This window comes from Thermococcus sp. CX2 (genome assembly GCF_012027555.1).
Taxonomy (GTDB): domain Archaea; phylum Methanobacteriota_B; class Thermococci; order Thermococcales; family Thermococcaceae; genus Thermococcus.
Genome location: NZ_SNUQ01000002.1, coordinates 295,300 through 310,903 on the forward strand (window position 1 = coordinate 295,300; position 15,604 = coordinate 310,903).

General features: G+C 53.1%; 19 protein-coding genes, 2 tRNA genes and 1 pseudogene. 9 read left to right on the plus strand and 13 right to left on the minus strand.

Features of this window, described 5'->3' with window-relative positions:
* Positions 1-37 precede the first annotated feature (37 nt).
* The 3 genes from E3E23_RS05800 to E3E23_RS05810 all read right to left on the minus strand — a co-directional run bounded on the left by E3E23_RS05800 (position 38) and on the right by E3E23_RS05810 (position 2,963).
* On the minus strand, positions 38-1,696 hold the full coding sequence (locus E3E23_RS05800) for a Na+/H+ antiporter NhaC family protein (protein WP_167907096.1): 1,659 nt from the start codon (positions 1,694-1,696) through the stop codon (positions 38-40).
* A gap of 310 nt (positions 1,697-2,006) precedes the next feature.
* Entirely contained in the window at positions 2,007-2,594 is a 588-nt protein-coding gene (gene udg, locus E3E23_RS05805; protein ID WP_167907098.1) for a type-4 uracil-DNA glycosylase, read from the minus strand.
* A 9-nt stretch (positions 2,595-2,603) separates the two neighbouring features.
* Positions 2,604-2,963 carry a hypothetical protein gene (locus E3E23_RS05810; RefSeq protein ID WP_167907100.1) on the minus strand — a complete coding sequence of 120 codons (360 nt, stop codon included), beginning with the start codon at positions 2,961-2,963 and terminating at the stop codon, positions 2,604-2,606.
* 216 nt (positions 2,964-3,179) lie between these two features.
* Here E3E23_RS05810 and tes point away from each other — a divergent pair, with 216 nt between their 5' ends.
* Positions 3,180-4,955, plus strand: coding sequence for a tetraether lipid synthase Tes (gene tes / locus E3E23_RS05815; protein ID WP_167907102.1), 1,776 nt, complete (start codon positions 3,180-3,182; stop codon positions 4,953-4,955).
* A 10-nt stretch (positions 4,956-4,965) separates the two neighbouring features.
* Positions 4,966-5,265 (plus strand): DUF3213 domain-containing protein, encoded by a 300-nt coding sequence (locus tag E3E23_RS05820; protein WP_167907104.1) that lies wholly within the window; start codon positions 4,966-4,968, stop codon positions 5,263-5,265.
* 15 nt (positions 5,266-5,280) lie between these two features.
* Here the strand turns inward: E3E23_RS05820 and E3E23_RS05825 are convergent, their stop codons facing one another.
* Positions 5,281-6,738, minus strand: coding sequence for a DUF2139 domain-containing protein (locus E3E23_RS05825; RefSeq protein ID WP_167907106.1), 1,458 nt, complete (start codon positions 6,736-6,738; stop codon positions 5,281-5,283).
* 82 nt (positions 6,739-6,820) lie between these two features.
* Between E3E23_RS05825 and E3E23_RS05830 the strand changes: the two genes are divergently transcribed.
* Both E3E23_RS05830 and E3E23_RS05835 read left to right on the plus strand, forming a co-directional pair.
* Positions 6,821-7,177 carry a CidA/LrgA family protein gene (locus E3E23_RS05830; RefSeq protein WP_167907108.1) on the plus strand — a complete coding sequence of 119 codons (357 nt, stop codon included), beginning with the start codon at positions 6,821-6,823 and terminating at the stop codon, positions 7,175-7,177.
* Positions 7,174-7,848, plus strand: a complete 675-nt coding sequence (locus E3E23_RS05835; protein ID WP_167907110.1) for a CidB/LrgB family autolysis modulator — start codon at positions 7,174-7,176, stop codon at positions 7,846-7,848. Before E3E23_RS05830 ends, E3E23_RS05835 begins: the two co-directional genes overlap by 4 nt.
* Here E3E23_RS05835 and E3E23_RS05840 read toward each other — a convergent pair.
* A complete protein-coding gene (locus E3E23_RS05840) occupies positions 7,810-8,253 on the minus strand; it encodes a Tfx family DNA-binding protein (protein WP_167907112.1) in 444 nt (147 codons plus the stop codon). The genes E3E23_RS05835 and E3E23_RS05840 overlap by 39 nt on opposite strands.
* 132 nt (positions 8,254-8,385) lie before the next feature.
* Positions 8,386-8,463, minus strand: a tRNA-Tyr gene (locus E3E23_RS05845).
* 70 nt (positions 8,464-8,533) lie between these two features.
* On the opposite strand from E3E23_RS05845, the gene E3E23_RS05850 reads away from it, so the two are divergent.
* Positions 8,534-9,115, plus strand: a complete 582-nt coding sequence (locus E3E23_RS05850; RefSeq protein WP_167907114.1) for a hypothetical protein — start codon at positions 8,534-8,536, stop codon at positions 9,113-9,115.
* A complete protein-coding gene (locus tag E3E23_RS05855; RefSeq protein WP_167907116.1) occupies positions 9,112-9,672 on the plus strand; it encodes an aldolase in 561 nt (186 codons plus the stop codon). Before E3E23_RS05850 ends, E3E23_RS05855 begins: the two co-directional genes overlap by 4 nt.
* A 50-nt stretch (positions 9,673-9,722) precedes the next feature.
* On the opposite strand, the gene E3E23_RS05860 is transcribed toward E3E23_RS05855, so the two are convergent.
* From E3E23_RS05860 to E3E23_RS05870, 3 genes are all read right to left on the minus strand, one after another.
* On the minus strand, positions 9,723-9,974 hold the full coding sequence (locus E3E23_RS05860; RefSeq protein ID WP_012572490.1) for a UPF0147 family protein: 252 nt from the start codon (positions 9,972-9,974) through the stop codon (positions 9,723-9,725).
* A gap of 107 nt (positions 9,975-10,081) precedes the next feature.
* Positions 10,082-10,609, minus strand: a complete 528-nt coding sequence (gene cobO, locus E3E23_RS05865; protein ID WP_167907498.1) for a cob(I)yrinic acid a,c-diamide adenosyltransferase — start codon at positions 10,607-10,609, stop codon at positions 10,082-10,084.
* A gap of 242 nt (positions 10,610-10,851) precedes the next feature.
* Positions 10,852-11,226 carry a DUF302 domain-containing protein gene (locus E3E23_RS05870; protein ID WP_167907118.1) on the minus strand — a complete coding sequence of 125 codons (375 nt, stop codon included), beginning with the start codon at positions 11,224-11,226 and terminating at the stop codon, positions 10,852-10,854.
* Between the two features lie 171 nt (positions 11,227-11,397).
* Here E3E23_RS05870 and E3E23_RS05875 point away from each other — a divergent pair, with 171 nt between their 5' ends.
* Positions 11,398-11,883: a hypothetical protein gene (locus E3E23_RS05875; protein ID WP_167907120.1), complete on the plus strand. Its 486-nt coding sequence runs from the start codon at positions 11,398-11,400 to the stop codon at positions 11,881-11,883.
* A 372-nt stretch (positions 11,884-12,255) separates the two neighbouring features.
* Here the strand turns inward: E3E23_RS05875 and E3E23_RS05880 are convergent.
* Positions 12,256-12,332: transfer RNA gene (locus E3E23_RS05880), tRNA-His, on the minus strand.
* Positions 12,333-12,474: 142 nt separating this feature from the next.
* On the opposite strand from E3E23_RS05880, the pseudogene E3E23_RS05885 reads away from it, so the two are divergent.
* Positions 12,475-13,089 (plus strand): annotated as a pseudogene (locus E3E23_RS05885) (hypothetical protein); the annotation flags it as partial.
* Positions 13,090-13,105: 16 nt separating this feature from the next.
* On the opposite strand, the gene E3E23_RS05890 reads toward E3E23_RS05885, so the two are convergent.
* Complete coding sequence (locus tag E3E23_RS05890; RefSeq protein WP_167907122.1) at positions 13,106-13,855, minus strand: biotin/lipoate A/B protein ligase family protein; 750 nt, start codon at positions 13,853-13,855, stop codon at positions 13,106-13,108.
* 279 nt (positions 13,856-14,134) lie between these two features.
* Between E3E23_RS05890 and E3E23_RS05895 the strand changes: the two genes are divergently transcribed.
* Positions 14,135-14,371: a hypothetical protein gene (locus tag E3E23_RS05895; RefSeq protein WP_167907124.1), complete on the plus strand. Its 237-nt coding sequence runs from the start codon at positions 14,135-14,137 to the stop codon at positions 14,369-14,371.
* Between the two features lie 229 nt (positions 14,372-14,600).
* On the opposite strand, the gene E3E23_RS05900 is transcribed toward E3E23_RS05895, so the two are convergent.
* Together E3E23_RS05900 and E3E23_RS05905 are read right to left on the minus strand one after the other, a co-directional pair.
* Positions 14,601-15,077 carry a signal peptidase I gene (locus tag E3E23_RS05900; protein ID WP_167907126.1) on the minus strand — a complete coding sequence of 159 codons (477 nt, stop codon included), beginning with the start codon at positions 15,075-15,077 and terminating at the stop codon, positions 14,601-14,603.
* Entirely contained in the window at positions 15,050-15,601 is a 552-nt protein-coding gene (locus E3E23_RS05905) for a DUF531 domain-containing protein (protein WP_167907128.1), read from the minus strand. The genes E3E23_RS05900 and E3E23_RS05905 overlap by 28 nt, the downstream gene beginning before the upstream one ends.
* Between the last annotated feature and the right edge of the window lie 3 nt (positions 15,602-15,604).

Here is a 15,604-nt window from a genome sequence, read left to right on the forward strand (position 1 = left end):
GTCCAAGGGCTTAAAAAGATGGTAGAAAAGGGAAAGCTCATTCCTCGGCGACGTAGATGGGCACCTTGCCATGCGGTATGCCGTACTTCTTGCCGTACCACTCGCTGAGGACGTACCACGCACCGACGAGGAGGGCTATACCCAGCGGCAGGAGTATCACCCAGCTCGTGATTCCCAGGGCAAACAGGAGGTACAGCACGCTGCCAATTCCCGCAACCGTGAAGGCATAGGGTATCTGGGTTGTGACGTGGTCTATGTGGTCAGAACCACTGAACATGGAGCTCATGATGGTGGTATCACTGATAGGTGAGCAGTGGTCGCCGAAGATGCTTCCGGTAAATGTGGCTCCGATGGTGGCGAAGACTATCTCGTTGACCTGACCGTTGGTGAAGGCCAGGCTGAGCTGGACTCCAAGCGGAACCATTATGGCGAAAGTTCCCCAGCTGGTTCCCGTGGTGAAGGCAACGAACATCGCAGAGAGGAACATTATCAGCGGCATCCATGGTCCGAGGTTCGCCCCAGAGCTGGTCGCAAGGCTGATGACGTAGTCACCGGTTCCAACGCTTTCAGCGGCGGTTCCAAGGCTCCAAGCAAGGACAAGGATGGTGTTGGCGAAGAGCATCTGCTTCATTCCCTTTATAACGGTGTCTTCCCACTCCTCAACGGTCATCTTCCTCCTGCCAAGGAGCATTATGCTGGCAACGACGACCATGGCGAAGGAGCCCCAGAGGAGTGCTGTTGCAGCGTCGGCCTCACGGAAGGACTCGATGAAGCCGTAGTTGAGGAAGTTGACACCGAACGGGTTCTCCAGATCGGTCCACCAGCCGAGATCCTGACTGTAGGCTTCCAGGTTAGCCGCTCCGGTGTACCAGAGTCCCAGCATCGAGACTCCAACAAGGACGAGTATAGGAATCACGAAGTCCCAGAGGTTTCCGCCCTCCTTGGGCATTCCCAGGTCAGCCTCGGTCGTCATGAGCGGCTTCGCACCGTCGCGGAGGACTTTGCCCTCGGTCCTGGCGCGGTATTCAGCCTTCAGCATGGGGCCGTAGTGCCTGTGGGTGTATGCAACGATGAAAACGAGTATTATTGCCAGTATCGAATAGAACCTGTAGGGAACGCTTGAGAGCCAAGCGTCATAGGTTCCGTAGACGACGTTGGCGCTGTCGAATCCCCTTCCTATCATGAGCAGCTCGTATCCTATCCAAGTTGAGACGAGTGCCAGTCCAGCTACCGGTGCCGCGGTAGAGTCGTCTATGTAAGCGAGCATCTCCCTGGAAACCCTCATCCTGTCAGTTATGGGCCTCATGGTGTTTCCGACGACTATGGTGTTGGTGTAGTCATCGAAGAACACCAGTACACCAAGGATCCATCCGAGGACTGAGGCTCCCCTGCTGCTTTTGACCCTCCTTGCCAGGGAAGCCGCTAGCGCGTGGACTGCGCCGGACTTGTAGATAAGTCCGACACCTGCGCCGATCAGGAAGTCAAATATGAGTATCCTGGCGTTCCAGTCGCTTGTAACGCTACTGACAATCCACTCCAGCGTCTGGGTGGTCCCGACCACCGGATTGCCGCCGGCGACCATCACTCCACCAATCCAGACGCCCGCGAACAGCGCCAGGATGACCCTCTTTGTCCAGATAGCTAAGATAATGGCAACCAATGGGGGCAGTAATGCCAACACACCGAAGTCCGACACATTTTCACCTCCTGAAGTGTTTCATGCAAAGGAATACGAGGAGAATATAAAGCTTTCTGTAGATCCTTTGTCATACTGTCGTATTCTCGAAAAATTTTCGGGAACGCTTCCACCCATTAAAGACTTAGTTACTGCATTCAAGGTGAATTTCATGGATCTCTGCATTAATTGGAACTTTCAAGTACATTAATGCCCACTAATATCATAAAAACCTTTCCCAGAAAAAGCTTCAGAAAAGCGCAATTAAACCTTAAAAAACGCTAAGAGGGAGAAAATCACTCAGAAGAGTAATTGAGGAGTGAAGAAATTTTCACGAAGATTCTCCAATCAGCGTTTTCAACTTATGAAAGTCCCTCCTGAGCTCCTCCCGCAAAGCTGGCCGGTAAAGGGCGACGGCAGGGTGGTACATCGGCATTATGACGATCTTCCCGAAAAGTGTGTGCGCTTCGAAGGTTTTTCCGTGTATCTTGCTTATCGGCTCAGTATCGAAGCCGAACTTCTCGAGTATGTAACGCATCGAGTGTCTCCCAAGTGGAACGATGACCTTTGGCTTTATGATGTCTATCTGCCTGTCAAGGTACGGCGAACAAGCCTTGATTTCCTCCTCCGTTGGGTCTCTATTGTCTGGAGGACGGCATTTGACTATGTTGGTAATATAGACGTCCTCTCGTTTGAGGCCGATCTCCGCCAAAAGCTCGTCAAGAACCTTTCCTGCCCTCCCAACGAAAGGAAGCCCCTTCTGGTCCTCCCAGTAGCCCGGAGCTTCCCCGACGAACATCACCTTGGCCTCGTAGCTCCCGGCACCTGGAACTGCGTTCGTCCTGAGCTCGCCGAGGGGACACTTCCGGCAGCTTCTGATTTTCTCCTCTAGCTTCTTCATGAGCTCCTCTTTCCCCATGGGAACACCTCAGCGCTTCTGCGTCAGTGCCTTCTGAGAGAGGTAAGCCTTGAGGAACTCGATCCAGGCTGTGTAGTAGCCCTTCTCATACTCGTCGCGGAAGTCGTGCTCGAGAATTCCCTCGAAGTGTTTCAGCAGCTTCTCGGCCTTCTCCCTGTCGTGCTCCTTTATAAGCTGGACTATCAACGCATCGGGGTCGTTGTCCTTTATGGCGCTCATGAATCCGGTTATCGCCTTGCCGTAGCCGCGCCCCCACTCGTCGCTCCCAGCCATCTTCTGGAGCTTTTCGAGATGGGCCTTGGCCTTGCTGAAGTCCCTCCTGAGGAGCGCCCGGAGGAACATTTCCATCCTCATCTCTCTCGCTGGCATTCTACCACCGCCTTAAGTTTGACCCGGAACTTTTAACCGTTTCTTCCCGCCCGGACTTTAGCCCCTACCCAGTGGGATGCTCAAAATTTCGCCAGATAAGCCAGATGCACCCACCTCCATCCCACCTATGAAAGCAAATCTGCATATTTACGCAAAAGTTTTTATACTCAGCGATTGAAGAATCCACTAAAGGCGACGATGGGAGAGGTGACCCCTATGGCAGAGAGTGTTGGCGAAGTACCCAGCGGGGAAAAGGAGTTCGAGCAACTCACCCGCAGGGTACGGGACATAATTGAGTTCCCCGAGCTCACGGAGGAAGAGTTTGAGGAGATGATAAAGGCCGCCAGCAGGAATTATGGCGGCCCGCTGCCACATAAGACGTATTCCCTGTGTCCCGAGACGAGGAGGGTCGTTCCCGCCCTCATCTGGGAGAAGGATGGAAAGGTTTGGATAACCAAGCGCTGTCCCGAAGGCATGATCACCGATGTTTATTATGAGAGCGTTGAGCAGTACTACCGCTTCCAGAAATGGAAGTATGACTGGAAGCTCCTCAGTTTCAACGTCGAGAACTCAGGCGTCAACTGCCCCTTCGACTGTGGATTGTGTGCCAGACACCGCTCCCACACCAACCTGCTCAACATCGTTCTCACCAACCGCTGCAACCTGAGCTGCTGGTACTGCTTCTTCTACGCCAAGGAAGGCCAGCCCATCTACGAGCCGACGCTTGAGCAGATTCGCATGATGCTTCGCAACGCCAAGAAGGAGTACCCAGTTGGAGCCAACGCCGTCCAGCTCACGGGTGGAGAGCCAACAATTAGAGAAGACCTCATAGAGATCATCAAGATAGCGAAGGAAGAGGGCTACGACCACGTCCAGCTAAACACGGATGGAATCAAGCTCGCCTTCGAGCCAGAGCTGGTCAAGAAGATCAGGGAGGCAGGGGTGAACACCCTCTATCTGAGCTACGATGGAATGACGCCCCAGACCAACTGGAAGAATCACTGGGAGATCCCGCTCATCTTCGAGAACGTTAGGAAGGCAGGTGGTCCCGGAATAGTGCTCGTTCCAACCACCATAAGGAACGTCAACGACCACGAGCTCGGCGCTATAATCAACTTCGGCCTCAACCACCTCGACATCGTTAGGGGTGTGAACTTCCAGCCGATTTCTCTCGTCGGCAGGGTTCCAAAGAAGGAGCGCCAGAGGTTCAGGATAACTATTCCGGGGGCAATAAAGCGCATAGAGGAGCAGACCGGCGGGGCAATAGCGATGGACGACTGGTACCCGATACCGATAGCCGGCCACATAGCGCGCTTTTTCGAGGCCTTCACCGGCTCTCGCTACTACATGACCAGCCATTACTGCTGCGGCGCTGCCACCTACGTCTTCCTCGACAGGGAGAAGAAGCGCGTCGTTCCAATCTCACGCTTCCTCGATGTTGAGGGCTTCGTCGAGTACCTTGAGAGCAGGGCTGAGGAAATAGAGAAGTGGAAGCAACTCGGCAGACTCCAGAAGCTCAAGCTCGGAGCCGAGATATTCCTCAAGTTCAAGAGCTTCTACGACGAAAAGTACGCTCCCAAAGACCTCGACGTCCTCGGCCTCATCAAGAACGCCTTCATGCACGGAAACTACGAGGCCCTCGGAAAGTTCCACATCAACGCGCTCTTCCTCGGAATGATGCACTTCATGGACGAGTACAACTACGACGTTGAGAGGGTTGAGCGCTGCGTCATCCACTACGCGCTGCCCGACGGAAGAATAGTGCCGTTCTGTACCTTCAACGTCATTCCGGAGCTCTACAGGGACAAGGTCCAGGCCCAGTTCAGCTACACCTGGGAGGAGTGGAAGAAGCTGCACCCAGAGTGGGACTACAAGAAGGACAAGTACGTAAGGACAAAAGAGTTCGTCGAGAAGATGAAGAACAGCGAGCTCTACAAAAAGACCTACATCGACATAGAGGACTACTTCGGAACGATAAAGACGAAGGCCTGAGGTGGTGGCAATGAACCCCGAGAAAACCCTCACAAAACTCGACTTCAGGTTCGGAAGGATAACCCCCGAGGAAGCCAGAGCAAAGCAGTACGAACTCCTGACGGATACAAGAATATGGCGGGCCTTCATCAACGGCTTCGCCCGGAACGGCTACGTGGTGTTTGATGAGGAAAAGCTGAGCCGGGAGGAGCTCCTCGAAAGGCTGAAGGAGCTTGAGCCCGAGGTTACCGGCGAGGAGCACTTAACAGTTGCGGAGCTCATCAAGTCCAGTCACAGCTGGAACAACCTCCTCGGCAAGGCAGAGTCCTAAGGAAATAAAAAGGAATCAGCGAAGATCTATTCTGGCTTTTCCTTTCATATCCTCCTTTTCGAGTTCGAACGAAACGATTCCGCTGAAGTAACTTAGATCCAGGACGTTCTTCCCGCGCTTCAGCTCAAAGGTCTCGGCCTGAGCCTTAGTGGGAGGAAGCGAGAGGTCGTACTCGTAAACGGTGACCCTGTTGTCAGAACTCAGGTAGAACACAGCCCTCGGCTCGCGGTAGCCGTCGAGGGGAATTCCTCCGAACGTCCCCGCTCCAAAGTTTCTGGCCCTGCTCGGGAGTGACAGGGGCAGGGAAAAGCTTACAGCTGGAGGCCTTTCTTGGAGGATTTTCTCGTCGAGGAGGACGATGTCCCTAACGCCTGTATCGAAGGGCGTCGCCTCAGTTTCACCGGTGTTGGGTGCGCTGTTCGTCCCCAGGAGAATCTTCCCCTCGGCCTTCTCTATGCTCGTTATCCTCGCCCCAAAGGCGCCAACTATCTTGACCATCGGCGGCGCGATGTACACCAGAACGCTGGGGCCAACTATCGTGTTGGTTATCCTCGAGTTCACTGCCACCTCCTCGTTTCCGGACATGTATACCGCGTCATGGTGCGCGTTGAATGCCGTGAGAATACCTCCCCCGACGTTTACCGCGTTCACCCTGAAGGGTGCGTAGAACGTGTAGAAATCGAACAGCCTGAAGAAGGTGAAATCCTCGCCCATAAAGGGGTTTCCAACGAAGAGTCCGCCGCGGACGAATGCAAAGGCACGGTTGTAAGCGCTTGCCATTGCCCCCAGCTCTGGCCTTATGTAGGGTCCCCCGTCGACGCTCTCCCCGGGCTCAAAGGTCTCCCACTTCCCGGTTATCAAATCAAGCGCTCTGAACTCCCTTACCCCACCCACGAAGTTGTTGCCGACTCCAAAGAATACGCTGTCGTGCACGGGGGTTCCCTTCAGGGCCGGTTCGTGCATCAGGGCCTCAGCTTTGCCGGTTCTCCTGTCGAGGGCGTAAACGCCAAGGTTTGCGTGGCCGTCCTCCCTGGCCAGCAGGAGCCTGTCGCCATAGGGGTCGTAGATTATATCGCTAACCTCACCCGTCCAGTCGGTCTCGTGGTAGATTGACTCCTTCCATAGAAGCCTCACAGTGTCGTTTTCTGTGTCGTAGGCGTGCACGTGGGAGTACTTGTTGACAAAGCTTATCGTCCGGTTTTTATAGACCGCGGGCGCGTGAACCCAGCCGCCGAAGTAGATGTACTCATCGACGGCAGTTACCGCGTTGTAGGTGTCCCCACCGGAGGTTGGCCCATCGCCGACCAGCGTGAAGTCGTAGGTTTTCTCCTCACCATCCCTGATGAAGTGGGCCTCGGCTTCAAATGCTAGGGTAAAGTAGAGAACGCCGTTGTGGTACCTAAGGCCGAATACCCCGCCACTGCCCCATTCGGGGCCGTAGCGCGGTGAGAAGCGGTAGTTTCTGAGCAGCATCTTATCACCCAACGAAATTAGGGTGACCAGCCTTATTGGCATTTCGGGAGGCTTTTTATACTTCAACACCGTAGGGGGAAACATGTACCGGGGGCTGGCAATCATCCTCGGCTTTTTCCTTATCGGCGAGTGGCTGGGCGAGTGGCTAAACCTCTCGATTCCAGGAAGCGTCGTGGGAATGGTCCTCCTGATCCTGGCGCTTTTGAGCGGTGTGGTAAAGCTTGAATGGGTCGAGAGAGAAGCCGAGTTCCTCGTGAGGAACATGAGCATCCTCTTTATCCCCCCAGGAGTTGGTGTAGTAACCTACCTCGGCCTAATAAAGAGCCAGGCGGTCCCGATATTCGCCGCCCTGATCCTCAGCTTCCTCGTCACCCTGGTGGCAACGGCAAAGGCCGTCGAGTTGGTTAGAGAGAAAAACGCCAGGGGGAAGGGCGAATGAACCCCTTCGGGATAACGCTCACGCTGATAGTCTTTTACGCGTTCTCAGAGCTCTACAGAAGGAAAAAGGCCTTTTACCTCAACCCCGTGCTCCTCTCGATAATCACCATAGTGGTTCTGCTCAGGGGACTGGGCGTGACGTACGAGTACTACATGGACAGCGCGAGGATCCTCAGCTTCCTCTTGGGGCCGGCGGTGGTGAGCCTCGCGGTTCCGGTCTACAAGGGGAGGGAAACTATAAGGGTCTACGCCAAGGAAATCTGCCTCGGGATAATCTTCGGCGGAACGACGGCCATTTTAACTGCTTTCTACATCGCCAAGCTTCTCGGGGCCCCCGAGAACATCCTCCTCAGCATAGCGCCGAAGAGCGTGACGACGGCGATAGCCATTGGTATCAGCGAGAAGATAGGCGGAGTCCCAGCTCTGACGGCAGTACTCGTCATCCTAACTGGAATACTGGGCAACGCCGTTGGGGTGGAACTGCTGAACCTGGCCGGGATAAAGGACAGAATAGCGAAGGGCCTGGCCATGGGAGTCACGTCTCATGGACTCGGAACGGCCAGGATAATCCTAGACGACGAGCTGAGCGGAGCGGTGAGCGGTTTAGCCATGGCCCTAAACGGAATCTTCACGTCACTCGTGCTTCCCTATCTCGTCGAACTTCTCAAGTAGGCACTCGCTTATCCTGAGCCTGTCCCTGGCGTCGAGGAAGAGCGTGAAGTCACGCTTGGCGATCCTGTCTGCGATTGGGGCATGCTCGACGAGGAAGGCTATGACCTCGGCCGTGCTGTACGGAACCTTAATTTGAAGCTCGTCCGCCTTCCTGAAGAGCTTATCAGGGACCGTGAATATGTCCTCACCCTTTCTGACCTCAACACTTATCTTGGAGTTTATCTGCTCCCAGATGAGGATGGTGTTTCTGGCCTTCTCGATCTTCTCAATGGCCCTTCTCTCAAGTATGCTTATGTTGGCCCTGCTCGTGCCCAAAAGCTCGGCTATCTCGCTCTGCTTGAGTCCTCTCGCGCGCAGACGGAGGATTTTAATCTGCTGCTCCGTGAGGAAGCTTTTCCCTGCCATTTTAAACACCTAAGTTTAACACGTATCAAAAGGTTAAAACTTTTTCCCCACTAAACTTTCCTGTGGAGAAAAGGCCCATTAGAACCCTTCCTCGTGGAGAAGGCGATGACATCAAGTTCATTAGAATTCTGGTGGTCCCGCGGCCCGGATTTGAACCGGGGACCTGCGGATCTACAGTCCGCCGCCGCTCCCAGGCTAGGCTACCGCGGGACCTGTGCCCGTTCCATAGTGAACGGGGTAGGTTTATAAATTTTTCTCCCGAGTTAGCCATGGTGGGAGCATGAAGCTTTACGAACCCATTACCCTCGCCATGCCACTCGCGAAGTGGATCGGGGACTTCATAAGGGAGAACGGCCGTCTGCCGAGCGGCGAAGAGGTTAGAGAGGCAATGAAAGAGTTCGGCCTTGAGGAGAGCTGTTTAGACAGGGGGCTTGCCGTTTACAGGAGCCGCTTTTTAATTGCGCTGGTCTTCGCGAGGAACGAGAATCTCGTCATCGACGTAATCTCCTCCAGCGGAGAGCTGAGCGACGCCCTCGAGGTTATAGCATACCACGACAAGAAGATAGAGGCCTTCGTGGTGGAGATACTGCCGACCAACGACCTCGAATACGAGGGCAACATCGGCATCGAGCCCATAATCATAGACGAAAAAAGCCTAGAGCCCGAAAGCAGCCCTGTGCTGGGCCACTTCGAGGAGGACAACGAGGGAATGTTTCTCGTCATCGACGGAGAAACCTACGAGCGCTGGAAGGAGGGAGGAGACGTTACCACCTGCCCAATCTGCGGTGGGGAGCTGGCCTGGAGGGGCGAGAAGGCATACTGCCCGGACTGCGGTTATGGAGTTAAGGTGGTGAAAAAATGAGCCGCACTGTTAAGTCCCAGCTCGTCAAATACTCCCGCCTCGCCCACGAGAGGGGCTTAACGGCCGCCTTTGGAGGTAATTTAAGCATAAGACAGGGGAATCTGATCTTTATCAAGGCCACGGGAGCCGTCATGGACGACATGACTAAGGAGCAGGTGGCGGTAATCGACATGAACGGAAAACAGCTGTCAGCTATTAGACCCTCCTCAGAGTACAGACTCCACCTGGCCATCTACCGCGAGAGGCCGGACGTCAAGGCTATAGCCCACCTCCACCCGCCATATTCCATAATAGCCGCGACCATGCTTGAGGTGGAACTCCCGATAATAACGCCCGAGGCGGAGCTGTACCTCAGAAGGATACCAATCGCACCGTTCAGACCCGCTGGGACGGAAGAACTGGCAAAGGTCGTCGTAGAGGTAATGTGCCAGTCAGACGCCGTTCTGATGGAAAAGCACGGCATCGTCACCGTCGGGAGGAGCCTCAGGGAGGCATTCTACAAGGCCGAACTGGTTGAGGAGAGCGCGAAGCTGTGGTACCTGAGCAGAAAAGTATGAGCAACACGAGTTATCAAAACGCAGGAAATGAGCGGGAAAAGCAAAAACGCTCACTTAACCTGCTCAAGGGCTCCGAGGACCTCCCAGATGATGGTCCTCGTGTGCATGGGCATGTTCGGATCCTCGCTAATCTCCTCGAGGATGGCTATGGCATCGGCGGCCCTGACGGCCGGCTCCTTGCTCTCGTCGAGGAGGACCTCTATGGCCTGCTCGGCGGCGCGCCTTATATTCCTCGGAACGACAGTGTCCTGGACGACCTGCTCCTTAAGAACCTGAACAATCTGGTGAATCAGCTCGCTCATTCTCTCACCCCCTTTTCTAAAGAATTGTTACTAAAACCTCCTCGCCTTATCTTAAGCTTTCCTAACTAAAAAGCTTTTCGGTCAATGTCGAAACCAAAAGAGGGAAATCAGTACTCGACCCCTCTCCTCGCGAGGATGCCCTCCTGGTATGGATGCTTTATCTCTCTCATCTCGGTGACGTAGTCAGCGAGCTCAAACAGCTCCTCCGGGCAGTAGCGGCCGGTAAGAACCAGCTCGGTGTGCGGTGCTTTACTTTTGATGAGCTCCCTAACTTCCTCGACGTCGAGCATACCGAAGCCCAAAGCGACGCAGAGCTCGTCGAGGATAACCAAATCCCACTCACCGCTCGAGATGACTTCCTTCGCGCGCTGGAGAGCTTTTTTGGCCGCCTCTATGTCGTCTGGCTCAGGTTTGCCGTGGACGAACTTCGGCAGGCCGAAGGACTCTATGACCGCGCCGCACTCTGCTATCTTCTTCTGCTCGCCGTAGACTCCGGGAGCCTTCATGAACTGGAGGATTATCACCCTCCCGCCGGAGCCGAGCATTCTCACCGCAAGACCGAAGGCTGCTGTGGTTTTTCCCTTCCCGTTGCCAGTGTAGATGTGAACCAAGCCGAGCTTGTCTTTCCAGGACATGGGGTTCACCGATGGATATAATCGCCAGGGTTTTTAGGGGTTTTCTTAATAGCATATCCGTAACCTCGATAAAACCCTCCCAATGACCAAAAGTAAAGGTTATATATTCCCAGAGGTCATAATCTGTGGGTTCCGTACAATGACGGAGTATTTGAATTACAGCAAGGCTGACACAAGAGCAAGCCCATCGATCCTAAGCTCCACGCAAGCGGATAGGACGAAGAGAAAAAGAAAGGGAGTCTTCAAGCTTCTTTAAACCCGATGCTCTTTAGAGTCTCAACGACCTTATTAAACGGTTCAGCCAGGACTTCCTCGTCCCAGAACTCCTCTGGGACGCCCATCCTGAGGTGGGTCTTGCCATCCTGCTCGTAAAGGAGCAGGTGACATGGAGCAATCATTCCAATGTCTTTGTTCCTGTTGTGCAGGTTCCAGAATATCTTCGGGTTGCAGAGGTAAAGGACCTTGTAAGGCGGCATATCGATTCCAAGCTTGTTCTTAACCACGGCCTGGAAATCCTGCTCTCCGACAATGCCGAAACCGGCCCTGGGTATGGCTTCCCTAATCTTGGCCTCAGCCTCTGCAAAGCTGCCCTCAAACACCATCTTGGCCTCGATCATTTTAGGCACCCTCCCAATGCCTTATTTATGAGATTGGAGGGCGGAGGGATCCAATTGTATGGCCAATTGAGCGAATCAATTTGGGGACTAATAAGTTTAAGAACTTTTCGTGTAAACCGTTTGGTTTACACAGAGAGTGAAAACTTTAAAATGAAGAACCATTAATATATTATGAAGAGTCGGAGGGTTGGCATTATGAAGGAAAGGCAGTTCCAGAGGAGTTCTGGGGCATTTTTCGAATTGAGTGAGGGTTTTGAGCTCGAAGAAGTCCACGATGAGGAGCTCAATCTTGACGAGCTTGCCGACATATACTTTTCTCCAATCCTTAATGTGAAGATTGGCGTGAAAAGACTAAAAGTTTTCAAGATCCGCTCCGAGGATGAGAGGCAAGCGTACCTGATACGGGGCTTTTTGTTCATTTCAAACAAGCTTGTGGATAAAAAGTTCACTTCTGGCGCTTTTGCAGATATCGTACTTGTTAGAATCTCCGCAGACGAGGTTTGGGCTTCAGGAACGCTCAACAACCGCCCTGTGACTGTGATGGCGACCGTCGAACCGCAAGACTGGTTCGTTGATGCTCTGATGTACGTGGCAAGTGCTTTTCTTAGAGGGTATGGCGAGAAAAACCTGGTAAAGTTCTCCAAGCAGTTCAAGTGAGAGCGGAGTGTAAAACCAATTGGGTTACACGGACCCGCAGGACTAACTTCGGTGCAGTTTCACAACAGAATTACTTTTGGTATGGACTAATTAACCTAAGCTAAATCAATATCAATCTCTGGGCGATCCTGAAGTCGGTAGAAAGTGTTTAAGCGTGGCTGAGAATGTTCTTGTGGTATCAAGCTATGGGACCTGACACGGGTAAATACACGTGTATTTACACGAGTAATGTACAGAAAGGTGCGCCAAAGAAGAACGTAACGGTGACAATTCGAGTTAATTTAGTCGAGTTTGCAAAGAATAACAGGATTAACATGTCGCGTTTGTTAGAATGGGCTTTGGATGCGTTTTATTCTGGGAGAAGCGTTGTTCTGGGGCCGGGGCCGGGATTTGAACCCGGGCTAGGGGATCCACAGTCCCCTGTGCTGACCAGGCTACACCACCCCGGCCATGTCCAGCTAAACCTTTTGAGTTAGCTTTATAAAGTTTTCGTCGGAATGGGCTGAAAGAGGGAGCTGAGACCTTTTACATTCCATAACCAAACGCAGAGGAGAGATTGAGAACCACCAAACGAAACCGGGAGGTTTTGAAATGAAAGCCAAGAGGGAAGCGCTCGTAAGCCTCTTCACAGCCATGAAAGAGGGCAAAGTTGATGAAGACATAATAGACCTCCTCCTGCTCATCAACTCGATAAAGGGAATCTACACCACCTCCTCCTGCTCCGGCAGGATTGGAATCATCGAGGAGCCAGCTTTGGGAGCCAAACCTCTCTCACGCTGGCTGATAAAGGTCCACAGACTCATAGAATTTGAAGAAGCAAAAGAAGCCCTGAAAAATGCTAAAGAGGGAATAATCTTCCTCAAGAGCCAGCCGCCCATCTTTCACGTAGTTGCAGAAGACCTCGAGAAGGCCAAGAGGCTCCACGAACTCGGCCTCGCGAGCGGCTTCAAATACACCACCTTCAAGGTCATCTCGAAGCGCTACCTCGTCGAGATAAACGCCACTGAGTACCTCACCGCTCCGCTCGGCAGGGACGGGCGGGTTCTGGTTGATGACGAGTACCTTCGCTTCGCGGTGGGGATAGGAAACGACATGCTGAGGAGGAGCAAGGGCAGGCTCCCAAGACTGGAGGAGAACTTCAGAAAATTGAAAGAGGAACTCGGAAGGGACGAACTCTTCTACGAGCTGGCAAAAGAATATGGAATATGGCTCCCAGAGGAGTCTAACGAGAGAGGTTCCACTCTGGATTCCCGTACCTTTCCTCCACAAGCCTCTCAGCCAGTTCAAGCTCGTAGTCCGTTAATTGGCCCTCCTCAAGCTCAAAGGCCTCAAAGAACTTCCCCCTCAGCAACTCGTATGTCTCCCAGCGGTTCAGCTTGACCCCCTCGCGCTCCAGTGTGGTTACCCTCTCCCAGATGCTCGAAACTCCCTTGTCCTGGAGCTTTGCCTTTGAAATCCTCAGAACTCTAGCGAGTACCTCCACCCTCGCCGCGTACATGAAGGTGCCGTGCTGGAGGATTACGCCCTTCCTCCTCGTTTGAGCCGAGCCGCTTATCTTCTTCCCGTTTGCTACGATGTCGTTCAAGCCAGAAAAGCCGGCTTTAATGCCGAGTTCCTCCAGGGCATCGACGAGCGGTCCGGCTAAATAGCGGTAGCTCTCCTCGACGTTCCTCAGGGCAGGATGGTAGTCCTCGCCAACGATTACCGAGTAGGTTATCTCACCGAACTCGTCATGGAAGACGCTTCCGCCGCCGGTTATTCTCCTCACGACAGGGATTCCTAACTTTCTGGCCTCGCCAAGGTCAACGTCATGCCTGACGCTCTGGAAGCGGCCGATTGTTACAGAACTGGGGCTGAAGGCGTAGAGCCTGACCGTGTCGGGAACCTTGCCCTCTATCCTCGCCATTAGAATTGCTTCGTCTATAGCCATCTGAACCTCGGGCCTAGCAACGATTAGTGGAATGAACCTCATACAATCACCAAGGTTAAAAAGAGAGACGAGTTTTTAAGCCCAGCGATGATGACGCCCAAGCCCTCCTGAGGGGTGATGAGAGCGGTCACCACTGAGCAAACTTTGCTAGCGCAAAGTTTGATCAAAAGTCTCTTTCTCTTTTAACTGGCCCGAAAATTGGAGCGTGCACTTTAAAAACAGCTATTTAACATGAGTTTAACTTTAAAGCAGCTAGTTACGCAGTTTCACGTTTTATTCTGGCGTCCTTCGGACGCCTTGTCGAGAGTGAAACCTTATAAGATGGCAATTAAAGCTGTAAACCCTTCTAAGAAAAAAGTGAATAAAACAGGACATACGAACTTTGGTGAAACTAAGCAGGTAAAGCTTGGGGGTGTGGGGGCGTTAGCCCCCCTAACAACCTTTGCTTGCGCAAAGCTTGACCAAAGGGTTCAGTCTCTAAGATTGTCAAAGTTCGTAGTGCACCCTTCAATAATCCTGCCTTTAAAAAGCGATTTTCTGATTAATCTTGGCTTTTAAGAGAGTTCGCTTTCTTTTGACGCTCGAAGGGCGTCGTACTTTGAGGGACTCGATAGAAAATCCGGGCTGTTTGATGCTGAAATCACCATAAATCAACCGTTTTAATAGGTGCACGGACTCAGAAGAAAAAACTAAAAAGGAGTCAAAATTTTCCGCCAGCGCTTGCGCAAGCAAGGGCTGCTGGTCAGGGGCCGATTAGCTCATCACACCTCAGTTACCTACCCTCACATCATCCCAGGCCGAGCATTTCCCTTATCTCGAGCGGGATGAGGCCTATCTTCGGGAAGACGAGTAAAGCTTTGTCCTCGACAGCATAGGCTGGAACGCAGGGAATTAGCCCGTAGGGGGTCGGATAATCCGGATCAGGGGCCCAGTTGTTGTCGCCCCATGTCACGAAGCAGAGCTCCTCTTTACCGCCCAGCTTAACGGTTTTTATCTCCCTGACGCGGTGGATTATCGGGTACTCGTAACCCGGGCGCTTGTAGACGATAACGTCGCCAACTTTAATCTCGTCCGCGTTGTTCTCGTCAATTCCTTTGAGAAGAACCACATCACCTCGGTAGAAAACAGGCTCCATGGAGCCGCTCACGACTATGACCAGGGGCGATTCGGTGTGAAGGATGACTTTGAGGCCAAACTGGAGAGCAAAAACGGCTATGAGCGCGATTAAAATCCACGCTACATCCTTTTTCCATGACTCTTCCATTTTAACGCCTCCATCAGAGTGCTTATTCTCGCGGGTATGGCACCTATGGCAGTGCACGTTTCAAGGCTGACCCTCTTTTCCGTTATGTCCATATGATACCGGGCCATCTTAAAGATTTCCTTCGGTAAACCATGTCTGCCGAGGCCTATCAGGAGCAGAAAGCTCTCCCCTCTCAAAGCCCTCTCGGCTAGTTCAAGAGGAGTAATCTCTTTCTCCTCGCTCGGCTTCCTGGTAGTAGCGACCAGTGTACCGAACTGAGGTGGAAAGCCCCGCTTGGGGAAGTCGAGGAGGTGGAAACGGTTCTTCTCGGCCAGCTCTATGAGGTATTTCCCGCCCTCGCCTATTGTGGTATGACCGGCTATCTCCCCGGCCACATCTATGGGGCGGCCCTCGAGCGGAAAGCCCACTAGAGCCAGGTGAAAACCGTAGGCGTAAGCTATGGGCCCGGCGCGGGCTATGGCCCTAAGATGGGCCTCATGAAGCTTTTTGCGGTCGTAAGTGTTGTACAATCCAACCGTCAGCATCGT

What these genes read in the sequence shown, in the direction of transcription:
- udg (WP_167907098.1), bottom strand. Translation starts at nt 2,594, where the DNA reads ATGGGGAAAGAGGAGCTCATGAAGAAGCTAGAGGAGAAAATCAGAAGC.
- E3E23_RS05810 (WP_167907100.1), bottom strand. Translation starts at nt 2,963, where the DNA reads ATGCCAGCGAGAGAGATGAGGATGGAAATGTTCCTCCGGGCGCTCCTC.
- tes (WP_167907102.1), top strand. Translation starts at nt 3,180, where the DNA reads ATGGCAGAGAGTGTTGGCGAAGTACCCAGCGGGGAAAAGGAGTTCGAG.
- E3E23_RS05820 (WP_167907104.1), top strand. Translation starts at nt 4,966, where the DNA reads ATGAACCCCGAGAAAACCCTCACAAAACTCGACTTCAGGTTCGGAAGG.
- E3E23_RS05825 (WP_167907106.1), bottom strand. Translation starts at nt 6,738, where the DNA reads ATGCTGCTCAGAAACTACCGCTTCTCACCGCGCTACGGCCCCGAATGG.
- E3E23_RS05830 (WP_167907108.1), top strand. Translation starts at nt 6,821, where the DNA reads ATGTACCGGGGGCTGGCAATCATCCTCGGCTTTTTCCTTATCGGCGAG.
- E3E23_RS05835 (WP_167907110.1), top strand. Translation starts at nt 7,174, where the DNA reads ATGAACCCCTTCGGGATAACGCTCACGCTGATAGTCTTTTACGCGTTC.
- E3E23_RS05840 (WP_167907112.1), bottom strand. Translation starts at nt 8,253, where the DNA reads ATGGCAGGGAAAAGCTTCCTCACGGAGCAGCAGATTAAAATCCTCCGT.
- E3E23_RS05850 (WP_167907114.1), top strand. Translation starts at nt 8,534, where the DNA reads ATGAAGCTTTACGAACCCATTACCCTCGCCATGCCACTCGCGAAGTGG.
- E3E23_RS05855 (WP_167907116.1), top strand. Translation starts at nt 9,112, where the DNA reads ATGAGCCGCACTGTTAAGTCCCAGCTCGTCAAATACTCCCGCCTCGCC.
- E3E23_RS05860 (WP_012572490.1), bottom strand. Translation starts at nt 9,974, where the DNA reads ATGAGCGAGCTGATTCACCAGATTGTTCAGGTTCTTAAGGAGCAGGTC.
- cobO (WP_167907498.1), bottom strand. Translation starts at nt 10,609, where the DNA reads ATGTCCTGGAAAGACAAGCTCGGCTTGGTTCACATCTACACTGGCAAC.
- E3E23_RS05870 (WP_167907118.1), bottom strand. Translation starts at nt 11,226, where the DNA reads ATGATCGAGGCCAAGATGGTGTTTGAGGGCAGCTTTGCAGAGGCTGAG.
- E3E23_RS05875 (WP_167907120.1), top strand. Translation starts at nt 11,398, where the DNA reads ATGAAGAGTCGGAGGGTTGGCATTATGAAGGAAAGGCAGTTCCAGAGG.
- E3E23_RS05890 (WP_167907122.1), bottom strand. Translation starts at nt 13,855, where the DNA reads ATGAGGTTCATTCCACTAATCGTTGCTAGGCCCGAGGTTCAGATGGCT.
- E3E23_RS05895 (WP_167907124.1), top strand. Translation starts at nt 14,135, where the DNA reads ATGGCAATTAAAGCTGTAAACCCTTCTAAGAAAAAAGTGAATAAAACA.
- E3E23_RS05900 (WP_167907126.1), bottom strand. Translation starts at nt 15,077, where the DNA reads ATGGAAGAGTCATGGAAAAAGGATGTAGCGTGGATTTTAATCGCGCTC.
- E3E23_RS05905 (WP_167907128.1), bottom strand. Translation starts at nt 15,601, where the DNA reads ATGCTGACGGTTGGATTGTACAACACTTACGACCGCAAAAAGCTTCAT.